General features: G+C 71.0%; 19 protein-coding genes. 9 read left to right on the top strand and 10 right to left on the bottom strand.

Annotated elements, in window-relative coordinates:
* Positions 1 to 26: 26 nt before the first annotated feature.
* The 3 genes from HIR79_RS09060 to HIR79_RS09050 are packed head-to-tail and all read right to left on the bottom strand — an operon-like array spanning position 27 to position 2615.
* Positions 27 to 1088: a serine hydrolase gene (locus tag HIR79_RS09060; protein WP_110070500.1), complete on the bottom strand. Its 1062-nt coding sequence runs from the start codon at positions 1086 to 1088 to the stop codon at positions 27 to 29.
* Complete coding sequence (opgC, locus tag HIR79_RS09055; protein ID WP_169958084.1) at positions 1085 to 2218, bottom strand: OpgC domain-containing protein; 1134 nt, start codon at positions 2216 to 2218, stop codon at positions 1085 to 1087. The genes HIR79_RS09060 and opgC overlap by 4 nt, the downstream gene beginning before the upstream one ends.
* Before the next feature lie 49 nt (positions 2219 to 2267).
* Positions 2268 to 2615, bottom strand: a complete 348-nt coding sequence (locus HIR79_RS09050; protein WP_110070498.1) for a hypothetical protein — start codon at positions 2613 to 2615, stop codon at positions 2268 to 2270.
* Between the two features lie 206 nt (positions 2616 to 2821).
* Between HIR79_RS09050 and HIR79_RS09045 the strand changes: the two genes are divergently transcribed.
* The 4 genes from HIR79_RS09045 (at position 2822) to HIR79_RS09030 (ending at position 7036) form a co-directional block, all read left to right on the top strand.
* Entirely contained in the window at positions 2822 to 3292 is a 471-nt protein-coding gene (locus HIR79_RS09045; RefSeq protein WP_169958083.1) for an aminoacyl-tRNA deacylase, read from the top strand.
* 126 nt (positions 3293 to 3418) lie between these two features.
* Positions 3419 to 4579, top strand: coding sequence for a ChaN family lipoprotein (locus tag HIR79_RS09040; RefSeq protein WP_110070496.1), 1161 nt, complete (start codon positions 3419 to 3421; stop codon positions 4577 to 4579).
* A 4-nt stretch (positions 4580 to 4583) separates the two neighbouring features.
* Entirely contained in the window at positions 4584 to 6563 is a 1980-nt protein-coding gene (locus HIR79_RS09035) for a M1 family metallopeptidase (RefSeq protein WP_169958082.1), read from the top strand.
* 80 nt (positions 6564 to 6643) lie between these two features.
* On the top strand, positions 6644 to 7036 hold the full coding sequence (locus HIR79_RS09030) for a glutaredoxin family protein (RefSeq protein ID WP_110070494.1): 393 nt from the start codon (positions 6644 to 6646) through the stop codon (positions 7034 to 7036).
* 58 nt (positions 7037 to 7094) lie between these two features.
* On the opposite strand, the gene HIR79_RS09025 is transcribed toward HIR79_RS09030, so the two are convergent.
* From HIR79_RS09025 to HIR79_RS08995, 7 genes are all read right to left on the bottom strand, one after another.
* Positions 7095 to 8117: an ABC transporter ATP-binding protein gene (locus HIR79_RS09025; protein ID WP_169958081.1), complete on the bottom strand. Its 1023-nt coding sequence runs from the start codon at positions 8115 to 8117 to the stop codon at positions 7095 to 7097.
* Positions 8110 to 9144: an ABC transporter ATP-binding protein gene (locus tag HIR79_RS09020; RefSeq protein WP_110070492.1), complete on the bottom strand. Its 1035-nt coding sequence runs from the start codon at positions 9142 to 9144 to the stop codon at positions 8110 to 8112. Before HIR79_RS09020 ends, HIR79_RS09025 begins: the two co-directional genes overlap by 8 nt.
* Complete coding sequence (locus tag HIR79_RS09015) at positions 9144 to 10484, bottom strand: ABC transporter permease (RefSeq protein WP_110070491.1); 1341 nt, start codon at positions 10482 to 10484, stop codon at positions 9144 to 9146. The genes HIR79_RS09020 and HIR79_RS09015 overlap by 1 nt, the downstream gene beginning before the upstream one ends.
* Positions 10481 to 11608 (bottom strand): ABC transporter permease, encoded by a 1128-nt coding sequence (locus HIR79_RS09010; RefSeq protein WP_169958080.1) that lies wholly within the window; start codon positions 11606 to 11608, stop codon positions 10481 to 10483. The genes HIR79_RS09015 and HIR79_RS09010 overlap by 4 nt, the downstream gene beginning before the upstream one ends.
* Positions 11605 to 14172 carry an ABC transporter substrate-binding protein gene (locus HIR79_RS09005; protein WP_169958079.1) on the bottom strand — a complete coding sequence of 856 codons (2568 nt, stop codon included), beginning with the start codon at positions 14170 to 14172 and terminating at the stop codon, positions 11605 to 11607. Before HIR79_RS09005 ends, HIR79_RS09010 begins: the two co-directional genes overlap by 4 nt.
* Before the next feature lie 88 nt (positions 14173 to 14260).
* Positions 14261 to 15466, bottom strand: coding sequence for a methyltransferase (locus HIR79_RS09000; protein WP_249322295.1), 1206 nt, complete (start codon positions 15464 to 15466; stop codon positions 14261 to 14263).
* A 10-nt stretch (positions 15467 to 15476) separates the two neighbouring features.
* Complete coding sequence (locus tag HIR79_RS08995) at positions 15477 to 16445, bottom strand: YbgA family protein (RefSeq protein WP_169958078.1); 969 nt, start codon at positions 16443 to 16445, stop codon at positions 15477 to 15479.
* Between the two features lie 146 nt (positions 16446 to 16591).
* Here HIR79_RS08995 and HIR79_RS08990 point away from each other — a divergent pair, with 146 nt between their 5' ends.
* From HIR79_RS08990 to yejK, 5 genes are all read left to right on the top strand, one after another.
* Positions 16592 to 16915 (top strand): hypothetical protein, encoded by a 324-nt coding sequence (locus HIR79_RS08990; protein WP_110070488.1) that lies wholly within the window; start codon positions 16592 to 16594, stop codon positions 16913 to 16915.
* Between the two features lie 101 nt (positions 16916 to 17016).
* The gene (locus HIR79_RS08985; RefSeq protein ID WP_110070487.1) at positions 17017 to 17295 is read left to right on the top strand and encodes a peptidylprolyl isomerase; all 279 of its coding nucleotides are present in this window, start codon (positions 17017 to 17019) and stop codon (positions 17293 to 17295) included.
* Between the two features lie 129 nt (positions 17296 to 17424).
* Positions 17425 to 18366 carry an ABC transporter ATP-binding protein gene (locus tag HIR79_RS08980; protein ID WP_169958077.1) on the top strand — a complete coding sequence of 314 codons (942 nt, stop codon included), beginning with the start codon at positions 17425 to 17427 and terminating at the stop codon, positions 18364 to 18366.
* Entirely contained in the window at positions 18363 to 19124 is a 762-nt protein-coding gene (locus HIR79_RS08975; RefSeq protein ID WP_169958076.1) for an ABC transporter permease, read from the top strand. The genes HIR79_RS08980 and HIR79_RS08975 overlap by 4 nt, the downstream gene beginning before the upstream one ends.
* Positions 19125 to 19190: 66 nt before the next feature.
* Positions 19191 to 20189, top strand: a complete 999-nt coding sequence (yejK, locus tag HIR79_RS08970; protein WP_169958075.1) for a nucleoid-associated protein YejK — start codon at positions 19191 to 19193, stop codon at positions 20187 to 20189.
* Positions 20190 to 20260 lie beyond the last annotated feature (71 nt).

The following is a 20260-nucleotide window of genomic DNA, read 5'->3' as shown; positions in this document are numbered from 1 at the left end:
TTCATAGGCAGGATGCATGCCCCGCCTCAGGGCACGAGGAGGCCCGACTCGCGCAGCGCCCGGCCCACCTCGCTCAGGGTCGCCTCCGAGTGCTCGATATCGCGCTCGCCCCGGGTGCAGGCGACCACCACCCAGCGCCGCTCGACGGCGCCCTCGCCGTGGAAGGCGATGCCGGCGTCGCAGCTGCGCCGGTGCTGGGTGCCGGTCTTGTGGGCGAAACGGATATCGTCCCCCAGGCCCGCCTTGAGCCGCGCCTCGCCGCTGGTGGTGCGCGCCATGATCGCCAGCAGCTCGGCGGTGGCCGCGGGCCCCAGCGCCCGCCCCTCGCCGATGGCCGCGAGCAGCGCGCCGAAGGCGTCCAGGCGCCCGGCGTTGAGCCCGCTCGCGTAGTAGGCGTCGAAGGCGGCATCCAAGCTCGGCAGGGCAAACTCGCCTCGCGGCACGCCGAGGCGCTCGGCCAGGGCGTCGAGGCGGGCGTCATCCTCCTCGACCTGGCGCAGCCGGATGAAGTCCATCCCGGTGAGCGCCCGGGCCCCGGGATGCAGATACCCGTAAGCCTCGCGGCGCACCTCCAGCAGCGGGGTGATGGGGCCGAGCCCGCCACCGGAGAGCGCCTGGGCGCGGTCGTTCACCGCGGCGAGGCCCAGCCGGCCGATCAGCAGGTCGCTGGCGGTATTGTCGCTCTCGGTGAGCATCGGCTCGAGCAGCTCGCCAAGCGCCAGGGTCGTGCCCGGCTCCGCCCAGTTGATGGGCCCGGCGCCGTCCACGTAGTCGCGCTCCTTGAGCACCAGCGTCTCGTCGAGGGAGAGCGCGCCGGCCTCGCGCCGGGCGAGCAGCTCCACGGCCACCGGCACCTTGACCAGCGAGGCCAGGTACCAGGTCTCGTCGTCGCGCCAGCCGAACCGCTCGCCTCGGTCTACCGAGCCGTCCCTCGCCCCCAGTTCGCGCACGTGAAGGCCGATCTCGTCTTGCCCCTCGGCCTCCAGGGCGGCCAGCCGGGCCTCGAGCTCGGGCTCCCAGGCGCTGCCGGCCAGGGCCTGCGCGGCCATCACCAGGCTCGAGATGGCAACAGCGGTGAGCCACGTCATCCGCGCTTCTCCCGCAACCAGCCGGTCAGGGCGATCCAGCCGGCGGTGGCCAGCACCAGGGCCACCCCGATGCCCAGCACCTGGGGGTAGGAGTAGACCTGCCAGGCCTCCAGCAGGTAGCGGAAGACCCCGAAGATCACCACGATATGGAAGATGAAGGCCTTGAGGGCGTCGCCGCCGATCAGGGTCAGCGGGCGCAGCCAGCGCGCCGCCGCCGCGCCGCCCTGGAGGCAAAGCGCCAGGATCACCAGGGCCCCGCCCAGGCTGAAGAGCATGAAGGCAAGCTCCGGCGGGTGCTTGCCGACGTTGCGTGCCACCGCCATCAGGGCATCGTCGACCGTGGTCTCCGCCTTGCCCAGGGCCAGGGCGAAGAAGGCGAGCAGCATCAGCGCCCCGGCGCCGGCGATGGTCAGCAGCACCCGGGCGCGCCGGGGCGTCCAGTAGCCGCGCAGCAGCGCCTCGCCGATCAACAGGCCCAGCAGCACCAGCGGCAGCCGCGAGAGCTGGCCCCAGGTGTAGTGGTTGGCGTCCTCAACAAGGATCGCCTTGAGCGGCTCGATGCCCCAGAAGCTGGCGTGACGCTCCAGCCAGCCCGCGGCCAGGGCGATGGCCACCGGCAGCAGCAGCCGCGACCAGAGCGGCAGGCGGCTCCAGAGGGGCAGCACCCAGGGCAGCCAGAGCAGGGCGATGGCGTAGAAGCCGAGGATCTCGACCCAGATCGGGAAGCGCTGGTAGAGCAGCGCGTCGAGGATGTCCTCCCGCGGGAAGATGGCCATCATCTCCACCACGGTGAGCACCTTGTACCAGAAGAACACCTCCAGGCCGCGCAGCATCAGGCGCAGGCGACGCGCCGGCCAGTCCGCCTCGCCCATCCGCGGCAGGAAGGCCACCGCCAAGGCGATGCCGAACACCACGATGAACAGCGACGAGGAGAACTTGGTGATCAGGTGGACCGGCACCAGGCCCCAGTCGGGCAGCTGGCGAATGCCGAAGAGCCCGCTTACCGCGTGGCTTATGATCATCAGCGCGATGGCGATGCCCCGGGCCAGGTCGATCGCCTCGATGCGCCCCTCGGGGCGCGGTAGCACCGGGCGCTCGACGAGCCGCTGTTGGATGGCCTTCCCTTGCATCAGTCGCTCTTCTCCTTGCTGTCAGTCGATTGGCTGTCAATCGACCGGCCTAGTCCGCTGTGGCGAGCACCTCGACCCGTTCCAGGGTGAGGCGGCGTCCCTCCTCCCGGGAGAAGGCGAACGCCCCCTCCACCCGAACCCGCTCGCCCAGGTGGGGCGCGATCGCCTCGTGGGGGAAGAGCTCCACCCGGTTGAGGTCCTCGTCCTCGATCCAGTAGTGCAGCGGCTCCTCGAAGTGGCGCACCACCCCTTCGGTGACCACCCGGCTGCCGTCGAGAGCCTCGCTGTCGGTGGCCAGCACCGCCAGAGGTGTCTCTCTGGGCCCCGAATCGCCACCGCAGCCGGCCAGCGCAATCGCAAGCGCCGCCAGCAGGATGCCGCTTCCGAACCGCTTCACCGTAACGCCTCTCGTGATTGCCTTTGACACATCGCTTCCTCGTCAACCTTGCCTCTCAGGAGTGTATCGACAATTCCCCCGGTGCGATGCCATTCCCACTCACGCGATGAAGAGGATCATGCTCGAGGAAGAGGCGGGATGGCTATGCTGAGAGTGAGGATGCCCCCGTCAACCCCCCGGCCCATGCGTCCGGAAGAGAGCACGCCATGACCATGCCCATGACCCTCAAGGAGTATCTCGAGGCCTGTGACATCGACTACGAGGAACTCCCCCATCCCCGGGAGATCACCGCCAGTCGCATCGCCGAGACATCGAAGATTGCCGGCGATCGCATGGCCAAGGCGGTGATGCTCCACAGCGACTCCGGGTATCGCCTCGCGGTGATCCCCAGCAGCTGCGACGCCGACCTCGACCAGCTCTCGCGGATGCTCCACGAGAAGGTCTCCCTGGCCTCGGAGCAGCAGATCATGGAGCACTTCCGCGACTGCGACCCCGGCGCCACCTCCCCGGTTGGCCAGGCCTGGGGTCTGCAGGTCTATGTCGACGACATGCTCAGGCACCAGCCCGACGTCTACTTCGATGCCGGCGACCACGAGACCCTGGTGCACATGAGCGGGCGGGAGTTCGACCGCCTGATGCACGACAGCCCCCACGGGCGCTTCAGCCGCCACTACTGACCCCGGTGCACGGGGTGGGTACCTGCCGGGCCGCGATCCGCGTTGATCGCGGCCCTTTCCTGCTGGCGAGCCGACTGCGCTATGGTAGCGGCCTGAGGCCCGCCGACTCGCCCGTCAGGAGCTCCCATGCCGCAGCAGCGTTCCCCTTTCCGTGCCCCATGCATCGCCGCCCTCCCCTTCGCCCTGATCCTCGCCGGCCTCCCCGCCGCCCAGGCCAGCGACTGCCCGGCCCCCGGCCAGTGGCAGCGCGCGGGCGCGGTCGTGGATACCGCCACGCTGATGGCCGACCTGGCCGAGCACCGCGTGTTGCTGCTCGGCGAGCAGCACGAGCGACTGGCCCACCACCGCTGGCAGCTGCACACCCTGGCCGGCCTGCACGCCCGCGAGCCGCGGATGGTCATCGGCCTGGAGATGCTGCCCCGAGAGGCCCAGCCAGCGCTGGACGCCTGGGTGGCCGGCGAGCTCGACGAGGCCGCCTTCCTGGCCGAGAGCGACTGGCTGGGTGCCTGGGGCTATGACCCCGACGCCTACCTGCCGATCCTGCACTTCGCGCGCATGCAGCGCATCCCGCTGCGGGCGCTCAACGTCACCCCGGCGCTGCGCCAGCGCATCGCCGAAGAGGGGTGGGAGGCCATTCCCCCGCAGGAGCGACACGCCATCACCCCGCCCGTCCCCGCCTCCGAGGGATACCGCGAGGCGCTGGCCGAGGTCTATGCCAACCACCCCAGCGCCGTGGACCCCGAGGCGGGCCTCGAGCGCTTCATCGATGCCCAGCTGGTGTGGGATCGCGCCATGGCCCAGGCCCTGGCCGAGGCCGCCGAAGAGGCGGCGCTGGTGGTGGGGCTGATGGGCCAGGGCCATGTCAGCTACGGCCACGGCGTGCCCCACCAGCTGGCCGATCTAGGGATCGACGCCGCCGGGCTGCTGGCCTGGCAGCGGAACGACGGCTGCACGCCGCCGACGGGGCTGGCCGATGCGCTCTTTACCCTCGGCGACGAGGCCGCCTTCGAGCCCCCCGAGCCCCAGCGCCTTGGGATCCTGATCGCGGCAGACGAGGGCGGCGTGCGGGTGGTCAGGGTGATGGAGGAGAGCCTGGCCGAAACGCTGGGTCTGCAGCGTGATGATCTGATCGTCGAGGTCGCCGGCCGGCCAGTGCGCCGCCCCGGCGAACTCACCGACCTGGTACGCCGCCAGACGCCAGGCACCCTGCTGCCCCTCACCGTGACGCGCAATGGCAGCACCGAGGAGCTGCTGGCCCGCTTCCCGCTTCGCGACGGGGTGCGCTGAATCCATGGCGACAACGGGCCTGCCCCGCTGCCGCTCGCCTCTGGCCTGGGCCCTGCTCGGCGCGCTGCTGGCCGGTCCCGCCTGGGGGGAGGCGCTCGGTCCCGAGCGCCGGCTGACACTGCACCTCGATCCCGCCGAGCGAAGCCTCGCCGGCGAACTGGTGCAGCCGCTGCCCGACGGCGGGCGCTTCGCGCTGCTCGACGGGCTCGATGTCCGCGAGGCCCACTGCGGCGAGCGGACGCTCCGGCTGGCGCGGGACCACGAGGGCCGCTGGTTGGTTCCGGCCTGTTCCGCGCCGACGCTCACCCTGCGCTGGCAGGGGACGCTGCCCGAGGCGGAGCGGGAGACGCGCCACACCATCGCCGAGGCCGGCACCTTCCTGCCCACCCGGGGCGGCTGGTATCCCCACCTGGTGGAGGCGGCCGGGCCGCTCTCCCTCGAGGTGTATACCCCGGCCGGGCAGCGGGCGCTGGGCAGCGGCTCCCTGGTGGAGGAGCGGACCACGCCAGAAGGCAGGCTCGCCCGCTTCCACCACCCGCGGACCCGCGAGGTGGAGCTCGCCGCCGGCCCCTGGGCCCTGCGCGAGCGCGACGTGGGCGGGGTGACCCTGCGGGTGCTCTTCCCCGAGGCGCTGGACGCCGCCTTCGGTGCGACCTACCTGGAGCGGGCGGCGCACCACCTGGCCGCCTTCCAGGCCCGGCTGGGGCGCCTGCCCTTTGCGAGCTTCAGCATCGCCGCCTCGCCGGCGCCGGTGGGGGTCGCCTTTCCCGGCTTCACGCTGCTCGGCGAGCGGGTAATCCCGCTGCCCTTCATTCCCGACACCTCGCTGCCCCACGAGATCATGCACGCCTGGTGGGGGGCCGGCGTGCTGGTGGACTACGCCGAGGGCAACTGGGCCGAGGCGCTGACCACCTACCTGGCCGACCACGCCGTGGCCGAGGCGGCCGGCGAGGATGCCGAGCTGCGCCGGGGCTGGCTGCGCGACCTAGCCGCCCTGCCCGCCGTCCACGAGCCGACCCTGCGCGACTTTCGCGGCGGCCCGGACCCCGCCGGCCGACTGATCGGCTACCAGCACGGCGCCCTGCTCTTCCACATGCTGCGAAAGCGCCTGGGCAACGCCGCCTTCGACGCCGCCCTGGTCGCCTTCGCCGGGCGCTGGATGCACCGCACCGCCGACTGGCAGGCCCTGGAGGCCGCCTTCAGCGAGGCGGCGGGCGAGGAGCTCGCCCCCTTCTTCGCCGCCTGGCGCGACCGCCCCGGCCGCCCGGCGCTGGCCCTGGAGGAGGTGCGCTTCGAGGCCGAACATGACGGCGGCTGGCTGCATGGCGTGCTGGTCCAGCGGGGCGAGCACGCCCCCTGGCCGATGAGCGTGCCCCTGGTGGTGGACACGGACGCGGGGCCGGTGACCCTGACCCAGCGCATGGAGAGCGAGCGCCAGCCCTTCGCCCTGCCGCTGGCGGGGCCCCCGCGGGCGCTCGAGGTAGACCCCGACGCCGAGCTGCTGCGCCACCCCGGCGTGCTGCCCAGCGTGCTGCGCCGGCTGCTGCTCGACCCCAACACCCGGCTGGTGGCCCTGACGCCCGGCCGCACGGCGGAGCTGGAGGCGCTGGCCAGCCGGGCCCTGGGCCGCCGGCTCGCGTCGCTGCCCGCCGAGGAGGCACTGGATGGCGAGTGGGAGACCCTCGCGCCGCTGCTGGTGGTGGGCACCACCGACGAGGTCGTCGCGTGGCGCCGGGAGCGCGGCCTCGCCGCCCCGCCCCGGGAGGGGCTGGAAGAGGCCGGTCGCGCAAGGGTCTGGATGCATCCGGGGCACCCCATCGGCCTGCTCAGCGGAGACGACGCCGAGGGCCTGGCCATGCTCGCCGCCCGACTGCGCCACCATGGCCAGCGCAGCCACCTGGTGCTGGGCGAGGACGGCGAGACCCGTGACGCCGACACCTGGCCGGCAGAGGAAAATCCGCTGCGCATCGAGTGGGAGGAGTAGCCGTCGGGGATGGCCAGCCGCCGCCCAGACAGGCATCATGGGCGCCGTTTCCTTCACCATTCCCGAGGTCACTTCCCCCGATGCGTATCATCATCCGCACCTTCTTCCGCGGCCTGCGCCTGGTGCTGGCGCCGGTCGTGCTGATCGCCGAGAAGCTCTCCACTCCGAAGTCCATCGAGCGCAGCCCGGAGGCCCAGGCCGAGGTCGACAGCGCCTGCGAGAACCTCGCGCTCTACCAGTTCCGCACCTGCCCCTTCTGCGTCAAGGTGCGCAAGGAGATCGCCCGCCTGGGCCTGCCCATCGAGGTGCGCGACGCCCAGCTCGACCCCGATCACCGCAAGGCCCTGGCCGAGGGCGGCGGGCGCATCAAGGTGCCCTGCCTGAAGATCGCCCACGACGACGGCCGCGAGGAGTGGCTCTACGAGTCCGACGCCATCAACGCCTGGCTGCACCAGCGCTTCGGCGCCGCCTGACCCCTGTCGCCGGCCCCCAGCGCCTGATGACCACCATCTGATGACCATCGCCTGGACGCTATCGTCCAGGCCCTGCCGCCTGCGCCTCTCCCTCGCCGCCCGGCTGATGCAGCCAGCAGGCGGCGCCGTGGTCCGGGCGCGGCATGAACTCCGGGGGCACCTCCCGGTCGCATAGCCCCGCCATGGCCTGGGGGCAGCGCGGATGGAAGCGACACCCGTCCGGCGGTTCGATCAGGCTCGGCGGTTCGCCGACAGGCACCTCGCGCAGGCGGGTGGCATTGGCGGCGTCCGGGTCGGAGAGTGCGGCCAAAAGGGCCCGAGTATAGGGGTGCTGGGGGGCGTCGAGCAGGTCGTCCACCGGGGCGCTCTCCACTACCTTGCCGGCATAGAGCACGAAGATGCGCTCGGCATAGTGACGCACCGTGGCCAGGTCGTGGGTGACGAAGGCCAGCGTCAGCCCCCGCTCGCGCTGGATGCCACGCAGCAGCTCCAGGATCTCCACCCGCACCGAGGCGTCGAGCATCGACACCGGCTCGTCGGCGATCACCAGCGCCGGCTCGAGGATCAGCGCCCGGGCGATCACCACCCGCTGCTGCTGGCCGCCGCTGAGCATATGCGGGAACTTGCCGAGGAACTCCTCCACCGGCGTCAGCCGCACCTCTGCGAGCGCCGCGCGAATGCGCCGCTCGCGCTCGGCGCGATCCGTCACACCGTGGATCTTGAGCGGCTCGGCGAGGATGCGCCGCACGTCCAGGAAGGGCGGCAGCGCCCCGAAAGGGTCCTGCTGCACATAGCCCACCCGGGCCCGCCACGCCTTGAGCGCCGCCCCCTTGAGGCCGGCCAGCGATTCCCCCTCGAAGCGCACCTCGCCCTGGGTCGGCCGGTGCAGGCCCAGCAGGGTTCGTACCAGGGAGCTCTTGCCGCAGCCCGACTCGCCGACGAAGGCCACCGCCTCGCCGCGGGCCAGGGTGAAGCTGACATCGTCGACCGCCCGCACCGCCCCCACCCGCAGGAAGCCCCACTGACGCAGCTCGAACCAGGTGTGCAGGCCATGGGCCTCCACCAGCGGCGTCTCAGCCATGCTCACCTCCCCCGCTCGGCGCATGCAGCCAGCAGCGCACCCGATGGCGGCTTTCGCTCGCCCCTTCACCCGCTGCCTCCCGTGCGCCCCCTCCCGGAACAAACGCCGAGGGCGACGCGTCGCAGCGGGCGAAGCGCTCGGGGCAGCGCGCGGCGAAGCGGCAGCCGGTTGGCGGGTCGAGCAGGCTCGGCGGCTGGCCGGGAATGGCCCGCGGGCGCTCGCGCTCGTGGAGCCGCGGCACGCTTTTCATCAGCAGGCGCGAATAGGGGTGGGCCGGCTCGGCGAAAAAGCGCGCCGCGCTGCACGCCTCCACCAGCTCGCCGGCATACATCAGCGCCACCCGATCGGCCAGCTCGCTGGAGGTGGCCACGTCGTGGGTGATCAGGATGAAACTGGTGCCCTGCTGCGCCTTGATCTCCTTCAGCACGTTCATGATCGCCGCCTGGGTCAGCACGTCCAGCGCCGAGGTGGGCTCGTCGAGGATCACCAGCTCCGGCTCCGCCACCAGCGCCATGGCGAGCACCGCCCGCTGGCGCATGCCGCCGGAGAGCTCGAAGGGGTAGCGGGCCATGAAGTCCAGCGGCAGCCCCACCCGCTGGAACACCTCGGCGGCACGCTCGAGCGCCCGGCGCCGAGGCCAGCGCTTCAGCTCGCGCAGCGGCTCGGCCACCTGCTCGCCCACCTTCACCACCGGGTTCAGGGCGTTCATGGAGGCCTGCATCACCAGCGCCATGCGCGACCACTGCACCTCGCGGCGAAAGCGCTCGTCGGAGAGCTCGCTGATCGGGGCATCGCCCAGGCTGACCCGGCCGCTATGGTGGGCCAGGTTGCGCGGCAGCAGGCGCATCAGCGCCCTGGCCAGCGAGCTCTTGCCGCAGCCCGACTCGCCGAGGATCACCAGCGCCTCACCGCGCTTCACGTCGAAGCTCACCCCGTCCACGGCGCGCACCGCGCCGCCGCGGGTACGGTAGTGCAGCGCCAGCTCCTCGACGCGAAGCAGGGTCTCGCCTGCCGTCGTCCCTGCCATCACAGGCTCCTCAGTCGTGGATTGAAGACCCGGTCCAGGGCGAAGCCGAGCATGGCGAAGCCGAGGCCGGTGAGCATCAGCAGGATCGCCGGGGCCACCACCCAGTAGACGTAGCCGTTGTAGAGCGCGCTCTGGGACTGGGCGTCGTTGAGCACCTTGCCCCAGGTGGGCAGCTCGGGGTCGCCCAGCCCCAGCACCGCCAGCGACGCCTCCAGGAAGACGAAGGTGGGGATCAGGGTCACGAAGGTGGGGATCAGCACCGGCAGGATGCGCGGCAGCATGTAGCGCATGACGATGCGCAGGTCCGAGGCCCCGTAGGCGAGTGCGGCCTCGATGTAGGGCGCCTCGCGGATCGGCAGCAGCATGGCGCGGTAGGTCTTGATGCCGGCGCTGAAGATGCCGAGCAGCACCACCACCCCGAGCATCAGCCAGATGCTGGTGGAGTAGAGGGTGCCCACCATCACTAGGATCGGCAGCACCGGCAGGATCATGTTGACCTCGGTGAGGCGCTGGATCACCGCGTCCACCCAGCCGCGGTACCAGACCCCCACGGCGGCGATCACCAGGGTGGTCAGGGTGGTGCCCACCGCGGCGATCAGCCCGAAGGCAAGCGCCACCGGGGTGCCCCACAGCAGCGCCAGGCTGAGGTCGCGGCGCTGGTGGTCGGTGCCGGCGATGCCGTGGACCCGGCCGTAGAGCACCAACTCGGCCTCGAGCCCGGCCTGCTCGTCGAACACCACCGCATCGAGCAGCAGCCGATAGCTGCCCTTCAGCACCTCGGGCTCCCCCTCCACCAGGGGGGCGCTCAGCAGGCCGATATGGGGCGCCAGGCCACCCAGCCGCCGCTCGAGGCCGCGGTCCTGGGAGATCGAGACGCGCTCCTGGCGGCCGACCCGATAGCCGCCCAGGGCCACCTCGCGGCCGTCCGGGGCCTCCCAGGTGAGCCGCACGAAGGGCGCGCGAGCGTGCCCCTCTGCGGCGAGGAAGAGATTGATCTCGCTGGGAAAGCCCCCGTAGGCGTAGTCGAATTCCAGCGGGATCTGCAGCCGCCGCCCGCCCGGAAAGGGCACCTCCTCGACCTCGGCGGCATGGCTGGCCACCGTCAGGGTGCGGGCAGCGTTGCCGCCGCGCAGGCGGTCGACCCAGGCCGGCGAGGCGTTGACCGGGTGACGCTGCCACATCTCGCTGCCCCGCCAGCGCTCCAGGGCCTCGCCGTAGGGAATCACCAGCGGCGTGGCGAGGGCCACGGCGCCGAGCAGCAGAATGATCAGGACGCCCAGCAGCGCCGAGGGGTAGCGGGCCAGCTCCCGCCAGCCCCTGCGCTCTGTCGCGGCACTCATCGGCGGCCTCCCTTTACCCGCACCCGCGGGTCGAGCAGCGCATAGAGGATATCGAGCAGGAACACGGTCGCCGCCAGCAGGTAGGCGAAGATCACCACCCCGCCGATGATCACCGGCGTATCGCGGTGGCCGATGGCCTGGAACAGCAGCGAGCCGAGCCCGGGCCAGTTGAACACCTGCTCGAGGATGATCGCCCCGCTCCACAGGCCGATCAGCATCAGCATGAAGCTGGTGATGATGGGCGACAGCGCCGGGCGCAATATGTAGCGACGCTCGATGCGCCGCGACGAGAGCCCCTTGGCGCGGGCCATCTCCACGTAGTCCTCGCTGGAGTGGATCAGGAAGAAGGTGCGCCAGGAGTAGATGGAGACGAAGATCGAGGAGAGGAACATGGCGGCCACCGGCAGCAGCATGTGGCGCGCAAGGCTCGCCGCGTACGCGAGCCGGCCCTCCGGCGGCGGCGCGGTGACCATGCCCCCGGCGGGCAGCAACGGGAACAGGAAGGCCAGCAGCAGGATCAGGAAGATGCCGTAGAACCAGCCCGGTGCCGCCGAGCTCGGCGCCAGCGCGATCACCGTACGGTCCAGGGCGCTGCCGTAGCGCCGAGACAGCGAGAGGGCAGCGAACACCGCGGTGAAGAAGACCAGCAGGTTGGCGGTGCCGAACAGCAGCAGGGTCGCCGGCAGCCGCTCGGTGATGATGTCGCGCACCTCCCGGGAGCCGCGATCGCTGTGCATCTGCTCGGCGCGCCCCAGGTCCAGGCTCATGGCCCGCTTCAGGTAGTCGAGGCTGCGCACCACGAAGGGCTGGTCGAGGCGCAGCCGCTCCACCTCCAGGGCCACCTGGCGTGCCACCAGGGCGTTGCGCTCCTCGCCGGGCATGTCGAAGAAGGCCGGGTCGGCGCGCACCGTCTCGACCACCTCGCTCCTGATCTGCACCAGGCGCAGCTCATCCACCTGCCCGCCCATGTTGGCCACCACGATGGTCAGGTAGACCCCCACCAGCACCGTGGCCAGCAGGGCGACGAGACGCCCCAGGGCGAAGAGCAGCAGATGACGCAGGTCGCGCAGGCGGGCGCGACGCAGGGAGGGCCGCCGCGGTTCGGTCGAGGATTCGGGGGTCATCGGGGCACCTCCTCGCCGAATGGCACGGTGGCAAACACATGGGAGGCGAAGGCCGGCAGCGCCACCCGCCGGCTGATCACGGCCAGCTCCAGGCTATTGGCGCCGCTGCCGAGGGCCGCCAGGGCCTCGGCGTCCAGCAGCACCCGCCACTCGCCGTCGCCCAGCGGCCTGGCCTCGCCGCGATGAGCAAGCGCCCCCTGGCCGTCGAACAGCAGGTAGCTCACCTCCTGGACGTCGGCCTCGGGATAGGGCTCGCCCTCCACGGTCAGGCTGAGGCGAAACTCGGCGGCCTCGTGCCCCTCCGCGCCGCCGGCCGCCAGGCCATTGCGAGCCCTCGGGCCTCCCGCCTCCACTACCAGGGGGCCATCGAGCACCAGTTCAGGAATGGGCGCCGTGCTCAGGCCGAGCCAGCGGTCGGCGGGGTCGCGATACCCCTCGAAGCGGCGCAGCACCACGCTGCCCTCCACGGGATGCACCGAGTGCAGCCGATAGGGTCCGCTGCCCACCCAGAAGTGGCCGAAGGCCCCGTGCCAGGCCGCGAGGGCCTCCAGGCGCCGCTCGCGCTCGCCCGGCGCGATCCACTCGCCCATGGCCACCTCGTGGGGCAGCTCGCTGGCCTCCCTGGCCTGCTCCAGCAACCGTGCCAGTGCCGGCAGGCTGGGGCCGGCCACCAGGCTCAGCCAGTCGACCCGGTGGCGATCAGCCTTGTTGGAGGAGAAGGCCAGCTCGCCGCGGCGCTCGCCGAGAATGCCCAGCATCAGCACGTGCCAGGGCAGCGGGCTCGGCGCCCGGGCGGCGACGATGCTCTCGGCATCGGGGAAGATCTGGTCGCTGTAGACCTCGATCACCAGGGGCTCGGTGGAGAGGATCCGCCAGCCGCGGAAGTGACGGCGGAAGGCCTCGAAGGTGGCCAGGTGGGCCGGGTCGAAGAGCGGGCTCGTCTCGCTTGCGCGCTCGAAGTCGAGAATCCAGGGCAGCACGAAGTCCGCGGGCGTCAGCCAGGAGCCGTCATGCCAGCGATGTGCGAACAGATCATCGTCGTAGTGGACCCGCACCCGGGTGCGGGCGGTGAGCCCCTCGGGGTGGGCCTCCTCGGCGGTGATGAAGCGTCCGTAGAGCACATCCCAGTCGACCCAGGCGTCATCGGGCACCGGGATCTGCGCCTCGCGGGTCACCGTCAGCCAGTCGAGGGTCTGCTCCACCGGCACGCCCTGCTCCACCGCCACCTCGGCGCGGGCGATGCGCTGGGGGTGGTAGAGCCCGGTGTAGGGATCGGGCAGCACCACGGGGTCCTGGGTGGCGCGGGTGATCATGCGGTCGAAAGCCCAGTTGCTGCCGGCCACCGGATTCCAGGGCTCGCCCAGCAGCCCCGGCAGCCCCACCACCATGCGACCGCCGAGGCGGTCGGTGTAGCGCAGGGTGTAGGGCCACAGCGCGGAGCCGGAGACGCCGCCGGCAAGGTCCGCGGCCACCTCGACGTTGGCGGCCCGCGCCGAGGCGTTGAGCTGGTCCACCAGCCACACCCGCGAGGAGTCCGCCAGGGCCAGCGCCAGGGCCTCGGTCATCATCGCCTGGCGCTCCTCCCAGCTTCGGTAGTCGCGCCGCGACAGCCGATCGGCGAGCGCATCGAACTCGGGCGCAGGGCGGTAGGCCTGCCACAGCGGCTCGGCGCGCCCGCGGGGGGTGTAGTAGAAGCTGAAGTTGTCGGCCTGGTCACGCTGGATCACGATGGAGATCCAGGCGCCGGTATAGAGGTGCCAGTGGCCGGCGGCGGGATCCGTGGCGATCCACAGCCGCGAGGCCTCCTCGGCGGTGCGGTAGCGCCGTTCCACCTCGAAGCCGAGTTCCTGCAGCAGGTTGGCGAGATAGTCCCCCACCCGGCGGCGCTCGTCCTCGGTGCGGATCAGCAGGCGCAGGCGCACCCGTTCGCCGCGCCAGGTCCAGCGCCCGCCCTCGCACTCGGCGCCCAGCTCAAGCATGCCGGCATCGATGGCGGCGCGGGCCCGCTCGGGGTCGTGGGCATAGTAGAGCTCCAGCGCCCGGGCCACCTCGGCGAGCCGCGAGTAGTCGGGAAAGGCGGTGGAGAGCGGCAAGGTGCGCGGCACGGCCAGGCCGCCATAGAGCTCCTCGGCCACGTGGCGACGGTCGATCAGCCAGTTGAGCGCCTCGCGGATCTCGGGCAGGGCGAAGGGGTTGAGGCTGCCGTCGGCAAGGACCGGCCCGGCGGGGTTGAGGGTCAGCTCGCTGGAGGTGCCGAAGGCCAGGTCATGATCGGCATGGACGGAGTCGCGCAGCCGGTTGACCACCGTGGGGCTCGAGATCCCCTGGCTGAAGAGCTGGTGACTGCCCGACTCGATCAGCCCGGTGACCCGGCCGATATCGGTCTCGCGCAGGAAGACGATCTCGTCGAGCAGTGCCCCGCGCCGCCCGGCCAGGGCCTCGCGGTCGAGCTCGACGTCCAGGCGCGGCGGCTCCCGCCCGGGCCTGTCCCCCGCTGGCCACAGCGCCACCCCCACTGCCGCGGCCAACAGCAGCGCGCTGATGCCGAGTCCCACGCCTCTCATGATGTCATCCCTGCTTCCGACCAGGCCTCAGGGCTACACTTTGACCGAGCCGGGGCAGCGAGGAAACCGCGCCGCAGCGGTCGGCGTTTCAACGCTTGCGCCCGCGCAGCACCAGGTTGCGAGGGGTGAGCTCCCGGGGACAGAAGGTGCCGAGCTCCACCGCATAGCCGGCCTCCTCCAGGAAGGCCGCACGATCCAGCGCCAGCCACACCTCCAGGGGGCGGCGGAAGAGGTGGCGGGCGAGTTCCAGACGGGCGACCTCCCGCTGGCGCCGCCAGCCGGCGTCCTCGTGGGCGCGCCAGTCGACCCCCGCGGGCAGCGCGATGCCCTTCTGCTGCGCCGCCCAGTGGCAGAAGCCCTCGAAGGTCTCGGGCATCTGGCCGTAGGCGAGGCTCGGCACCGGCAGGTAGGCATCGACACCGCGCACCTCGCGCTGCAGCCGATCGAAGCCGAGGCGCCAGGCGCCGGCCCGCTCCCGGTGGCGCTGCACGCCACGGGGGGCGGTGACCGTCTCCTGCACGGCCAGAGCCAGGTCATCCCGTTCGAGCACCAGGCCCCGGGCCTCGGCGAGGGCGCGCCCCCTGGTGGAAAGCGGCCGGTAGCGGTCGTCCGCGGTGCGCTGGTAGCAGCAGGGCGCCAGGGTCACGGCACTGCCCGCCGCCGCGGCGAGCGTGAGCAGCCGACGATGCAGGTCGCCGCAGGCGTGCAGCGCCGCCACCCGTGTCCGGTCGTCCAGCCACGCCGCGGCGTTCTCGGCCATGACGTCCTGCTCCCGCAGCGTCACCCGAGCGCCCTGCCGCTGGGCCAGGGCGCGGCCCGCCTCGCACAGCGCCGGCTGCCACTCCAGGGCGGTCACCTCGATGCCATGATGCCGCGACAGGGCCCGGGCCAGGTGCCCCTTGCCGGCGCACCACTCCACCAGCGACTCGGCCTGAGCGACCTCGACCTGGGGCAGAAAGGCCTGTACCTGGCGCCACTTGCGCCCCCCCACCTGTTCTCCCCAGGCCTCGGGCAGTTCCTCGGCCAGTACCCCGCCCTGCTCCGCCATCGCCGGCAGGGCCACCAGCCAAGCCAGCTCATCCACGGGCAGCCAGGCGGCCAGGGGGGAGTCCGTGAAGGGGTCCTCCTGCAGACGCGCCACCTCGGCGTCAGTGAGCGCCAGCAGCGCCTCGGCAAGCCCCGGCCAGCGCGCCTGCCAGGGCAGCCGCGGGTGCTGGAAGGGCAGGCAGCGCCACAGCGACTGCCATTCGGCCAACCGTTCGGCCAGGCCGGTGAAGCGTTCGAGGTGCGTCATGGGCAAGGGGTCAGATGGCATTGCGCAGCCCCAGCTCATAGGGGTGCGGGTCCAGGTAGGTCTGGCGGCGGATATACTCCGAGCCGTGGCGCTTCAGGTAGTGCGCCAGCAGGCGGATCGGCACCGCCAGAGCCACATGCCCCTGGCGATACTCCTCGATGGCGGCGAGCAGGCCCTGGCGTGTCTCGCCGTCCAGGGCCTCCTTGAGGTAGCCGAAGACGTGCATCAGGGCGTTGGTGTGGGTCTTGCGGGTGGCGGGGCGGGCCAGGGCCGCCATGAAGCGCTGCAGGTAGTGGTCCATCGCCTCCGCCAGGGGGCGGGCGTGGGCCTCGGCCAGGTAGCGACCGAGCTCGCGATAGGCCTCCACGTGATGGGCCATCAGCAGGTATTTCTGGCGGCTGTGGAACTGCAGCAGCTGGTGGTAGCTGGGGTGCGCCTCCACGTGGCGCTTCCAGTCGTCGAGGGCGTAGACCCGGGTGATGAAGTTCTCGCGCAGCACGGCGTCGTTCATGCGCGCCTCCTCCTCCAGCGGCAGCGTCGGGAAGTGGCGTTTCAGCGCCCGCACGAAGGCGCCGGCGTCGGAGTGACTGGGCATGCCGTTGGCGCCATAGACCTTGACCCGCTCGAGCCCGCAGCTCGGGGAGCCCTTCATCAGGATGAAGCCTCGCAGGTGACGATGGCGCGCGATGAACTCATCGCTCACCGCCGCCAGCCTGTCGGTGACGTCGAGGCCGGGGTCCACGGTGCCCACCACCCGGGGCGCCTCGCCGGGCGCGCCCACCAGGCGGATGGGCTCCCGGGGCACGCCGAGCCCCGCCGCCAGCTCCGGACAGAAGGGCTCGAAGGCGAAGCGCTCACCGAGCACCTCCAGGCAGTAGCGCGACCGCTTGTGGCCGCCGTTGTAACGCACCTGCTCGCCCATCAGGCAGGCACTGATCCCCACCGGAATGCCCGCCCCGTTCGACACCGCCTCGCTCATGCTCGCCTCCCTCGATCATCGCTGCGGGGGGTGACGCCCCGCCATTGAGACATGATTGTGACACGACGGCCGCCGCCCGGCATGGTGCCCGGCGGTGTGATATAACGCGCAATCGGGATTCCATCGTTGCCCACAGGGAGGATGCCATGGGCCGCTTCGTCTTCACTCTCGCCATGCTCGCCGGCCTGGCCTACGCCGGCCTTTATGTCTATTACGGCCATGCCGCCCGGCAGGCCATCGAGGAGCAGCTGGAGGCCCGCGGGCTGACGGCCATCGAGGTGCAGAGCCTCGACTACGGGCTGCTCGCGCCGGTGAGCCAGGCGGCACAGGTCGCCGTCGGCATCCGCTATCGCGGCGCCGAGGCCACCCTCGACGTTCGCGTGCTCGGCCATCCGCTCTTCTCGGACGAGGTCCGCCTGGAACTGGATGGCCTGCAGGCCCTGCGACTCAGCATCGGGCTGGGGGGCTGAGCCGGGGTTGCGGCCTGCCCCCGGGGCAGGGTCATGCTATCCTCGCCGTGACCGGCCGGCGCCCCCGCCGGCCCCCGAGAGCCAACCTTCAGGAGACTTCCATGGCCAAGGCAACCGCGCGTCATATTCTGGTGAACAGCAAGGAGAAGTGCGAGGCCCTCAAGGCCGAGATCGAGGGCGGTCGCGACTTCGCCGAGGTGGCCCGCGAGAACTCCACCTGCCCCTCCAGCCGCCAGGGCGGCGACCTCGGCAGCTTCGGCCCGGGCCAGATGGTCCGCGAGTTCGACGAGGTGGTCTTCTCCGGCGAGCTGAACAAGGTGCACGGCCCGGTGAAGACCCAATTCGGCTACCACCTGCTGGAGATCACCAGCCGCAGCTGATCGCCTGCCGTGCTGGATGACGCCGCGCATGGGCCACCCTGCGCGGCTTTTTTCTTGTACAAGCCCTGTATCATACGGAGAGTCGCGCTAGGATGGAGGGCATCATCGAACCCGCCACAGGAGCCAGGCATGAGTGATTCCCCGGTCATCGCGGTCGAGCGGCTCTCGAAGGCCTATGCCGGCGGCTTCGAGGCCCTCAGGGAGGTCAACCTCGAGATCCGGCGGGGCGAGATCTTCGCCCTGCTGGGCCCCAACGGGGCGGGCAAGACCACCCTGATCAGCGTGATCTGCGGCCTGGTCAATGCCACCTCGGGGCGGGTGCTGGTGGACGGACACGACAACGTCCGCGACTTCCGCGCCGCCCGGCAGCGGATCGGCCTGGTGCCCCAGGAGCTGACCAACGAGGCCTTCGTCACCGTGTGGGACACCGTCAGCTTCAGCCGCGGGCTCTTCGGCAAGGGCAAGGACCCGGCCCATATCGAGGCGGTGCTGCGCTCGCTGTCGCTGTGGGAGAAGCGCCACAACCGCCTGATCACCCTCTCCGGCGGCATGAAGCGCCGGGTGCTGATCGCCAAGGCCCTGGCCCACGAGCCGGAGATCCTGTTCCTGGACGAGCCCACCGCCGGGGTCGACGTGGAGCTGCGCCGCGACATGTGGGAGGTGGTGCGCCAGCTGCGCGACAACGGCGTGACCATCATCCTCACCACCCACTACATCGAGGAGGCCGAGGAGATGGCCGACCGCATCGGCGTGATCCGCCGCGGCGAACTGGTGCTGGTGGAGGAGAAGCACGCCCTGATGCGCAAGCTCGGCAGCAAGGAGCTGACCCTGCACCTGCGCGAGCCCCTGGCGACGCTGCCCGACGCCCTCGCCCGCCACGGGCTGGCCCTGGCCGAGGAGGGCCACGCCCTGGTCTACACCTACGATGCCAACGAACCCGACGAGGACCAGGCCGGCATCGCCGAGCTGCTCGCCGACCTGGAGGCCGCCGGCATCGGCTTCAAGGACCTGCACACCCGCCAGAGCTCCCTGGAGGAGATCTTCGTCAGCCTGGTCAAGGAGACGGCATGAACCTGCAGTCCGTGAAGACCCTCTATCTCGCCGAGATGGCGCGCAGCCTGCGCACCGTACTGCAGAGCATCGTCTCGCCGGTGATCTCCACCTCGCTCTACTTCGTGGTGTTCGGCGCGGCCATCGGCACGCGGATCAGCGAGGTCAACGGCGTGAGCTACGGCGCCTTCATCGTGCCCGGGCTGATCATGCTGATGCTGCTGACCCAGAGCGTCTCCAACGCCTCCTTCGGGATCTTCTTCCCGCGCTTCTCGGGATCGATCTACGAAATCCTCTCGGCGCCCATCTCCTACTGGGAGATCGTGCTCGGCTACGTGGGGGCGGCGGCCACCAAGTCCATCGTCCTGGGGCTGATCGTGCTGGCCACCGCGCGGCTGTTCGTGCCCTACTCCATCGCGCATCCGCTGATGATGGTGCTCTTCCTGCTGCTCACCGCGGTCACCTTCAGCCTGCTGGGCTTCATCATCGGCATCTGGGCCGACGGCTTCGAGAAGCTGCAGCTGGTGCCGCTGCTGGTGATCACCCCACTCACCTTCCTCGGCGGCACCTTCTACTCCATCGACATGCTGCCGCCCTTCTGGCAGGCGGTGACCCTGGCCAACCCGGTGGTCTACCTGGTCAGCGGCTTCCGCTGGAGCTTCTACGGCATCAGCGACGTCAGCCCGGTGATCAGCCTCGCCATGATCCTGCTGTTCCTGACCGCGGCACTCGCGGTGGTGGAGCGGATCTTCCGCACGGGGTACCGGCTCAAGCCGTGATCGGGTATCGACTCGCGAGCCGGCCGGGTATCATCGCCGCCCTCGCCCACTCTCGCAGGAGGCCCCATGCCGATCCTCAACGCCATCGTCCATCGTATCGAGAAACCCGGTGACGCCACGGCCAGGCTGGTCGCGGCCGAGGCGACGCTGCCCCACACCGATACCCTGGACGCCCTGCTGGAGGGACTCAACAAGGCCTACCACGGCAAGGGCAAGGCGTGGGGCCACTTCGCCGTTGAAGGCACCGAACAGGCGTCGCCGCTGGCCGCGGAGCTGGCCGACTACCTGGCCGATGGCCGCGACTTCGTCGCCCTGACCCGGGCCATCGGCGAGCGCCTGACCACCCTGCTCGATGCCCACCTCTCGGTATCCGGTGACCTGGTCGTGCTGGAGACCCGATTCGGTGACGGGCACTTCCTCACCCTCGCCCTGCTCCACCACCGCGAAGGCTTCGCGGTGGACCCGCAGCTGGCCCTGGTGCCGGCCCGCCAGCTCAACCTGGCCCAGATGAGCCTGGCGGCCCGCATCGACCTCGCCCAGTGGCAGGCCGGAGACTCGCGACAGTACCTCTCCTGGACCCGCGACCGGGGAGGCAAGGCCCTGGCCGAAGGGTTTGCCGCCCTGCTCGGCGCCGTGGATGGCGTGGACGCCTCCGGCGAGACGCGCACCCTGCTCAAGGCGTTCAGCGACTACGTGGAGAAGGAGGACCTGGCCGAGGAAGCGAGCCGCGAAAAGACGTCTGCGCTGATCGACTATGCCAGCGACCAGGCCAGCCGCGGCGAGCCCATCACCCTGGAGGAGCTCTCGGAGGTGCTCGATGAGCAGCAGCCCAGGGCCTTCTATAACCACATTCGTCATGCCGACTACGGCCTCTCTCCGGAGATCCCGCCAGACCGCAAGACCCTCAACCAGTTTCGCCGCTTCACCGGCCGCGCCGCGGGGGTCTCGATCAGCTTCGATTCCCACCTGCTGGGCTCCAGCGTGGAGTATGACGAGGCCACCGACCGGTTGATCATCAAGCAGGTACCCAAGCAGCTGAGGGAACAGCTCAAGCGCCAGGGCTGAGCGCTCTCATCCTCCCTCTGTAGGCGATGGCTTACAGCCAATGTAGGCAATTGCTGGCACTTGCCGTCCAC

The sequence above is a fragment of the Halomonas sp. PGE1 genome, assembly GCF_013000985.1.
GTDB classification, from domain to species: Bacteria; Pseudomonadota; Gammaproteobacteria; order Pseudomonadales; family Halomonadaceae; genus Halomonas; species Halomonas alkalicola.
The sequence above is the reverse complement of the archived record's forward strand: the minus strand, read 5'-3'. Positions and strand labels throughout refer to the sequence as shown.

Bases quoted from the DNA above. Each gene is read 5' to 3' on its own strand.
- HIR79_RS09060 (WP_110070500.1), bottom strand. From the start codon at position 1,088: ATGACGTGGCTCACCGCTGTTGCCATCTCGAGCCTGGTGATGGCCGCG.
- opgC (WP_169958084.1), bottom strand. From the start codon at position 2,218: ATGCAAGGGAAGGCCATCCAACAGCGGCTCGTCGAGCGCCCGGTGCTA.
- HIR79_RS09045 (WP_169958083.1), top strand. From the start codon at position 2,822: ATGACCATGCCCATGACCCTCAAGGAGTATCTCGAGGCCTGTGACATC.
- HIR79_RS09040 (WP_110070496.1), top strand. From the start codon at position 3,419: ATGCCGCAGCAGCGTTCCCCTTTCCGTGCCCCATGCATCGCCGCCCTC.
- HIR79_RS09035 (WP_169958082.1), top strand. From the start codon at position 4,584: ATGGCGACAACGGGCCTGCCCCGCTGCCGCTCGCCTCTGGCCTGGGCC.
- HIR79_RS09030 (WP_110070494.1), top strand. From the start codon at position 6,644: ATGCGTATCATCATCCGCACCTTCTTCCGCGGCCTGCGCCTGGTGCTG.
- HIR79_RS09025 (WP_169958081.1), bottom strand. From the start codon at position 8,117: ATGGCTGAGACGCCGCTGGTGGAGGCCCATGGCCTGCACACCTGGTTC.
- HIR79_RS09020 (WP_110070492.1), bottom strand. From the start codon at position 9,144: ATGGCAGGGACGACGGCAGGCGAGACCCTGCTTCGCGTCGAGGAGCTG.
- HIR79_RS09015 (WP_110070491.1), bottom strand. From the start codon at position 10,484: ATGAGTGCCGCGACAGAGCGCAGGGGCTGGCGGGAGCTGGCCCGCTAC.
- HIR79_RS09010 (WP_169958080.1), bottom strand. From the start codon at position 11,608: ATGACCCCCGAATCCTCGACCGAACCGCGGCGGCCCTCCCTGCGTCGC.
- HIR79_RS09005 (WP_169958079.1), bottom strand. From the start codon at position 14,172: ATGAGAGGCGTGGGACTCGGCATCAGCGCGCTGCTGTTGGCCGCGGCA.
- HIR79_RS09000 (WP_249322295.1), bottom strand. From the start codon at position 15,466: ATGACGCACCTCGAACGCTTCACCGGCCTGGCCGAACGGTTGGCCGAA.
- HIR79_RS08995 (WP_169958078.1), bottom strand. From the start codon at position 16,445: ATGAGCGAGGCGGTGTCGAACGGGGCGGGCATTCCGGTGGGGATCAGT.
- HIR79_RS08990 (WP_110070488.1), top strand. From the start codon at position 16,592: ATGGGCCGCTTCGTCTTCACTCTCGCCATGCTCGCCGGCCTGGCCTAC.
- HIR79_RS08985 (WP_110070487.1), top strand. From the start codon at position 17,017: ATGGCCAAGGCAACCGCGCGTCATATTCTGGTGAACAGCAAGGAGAAG.
- HIR79_RS08980 (WP_169958077.1), top strand. From the start codon at position 17,425: ATGAGTGATTCCCCGGTCATCGCGGTCGAGCGGCTCTCGAAGGCCTAT.
- HIR79_RS08975 (WP_169958076.1), top strand. From the start codon at position 18,363: ATGAACCTGCAGTCCGTGAAGACCCTCTATCTCGCCGAGATGGCGCGC.
- yejK (WP_169958075.1), top strand. From the start codon at position 19,191: ATGCCGATCCTCAACGCCATCGTCCATCGTATCGAGAAACCCGGTGAC.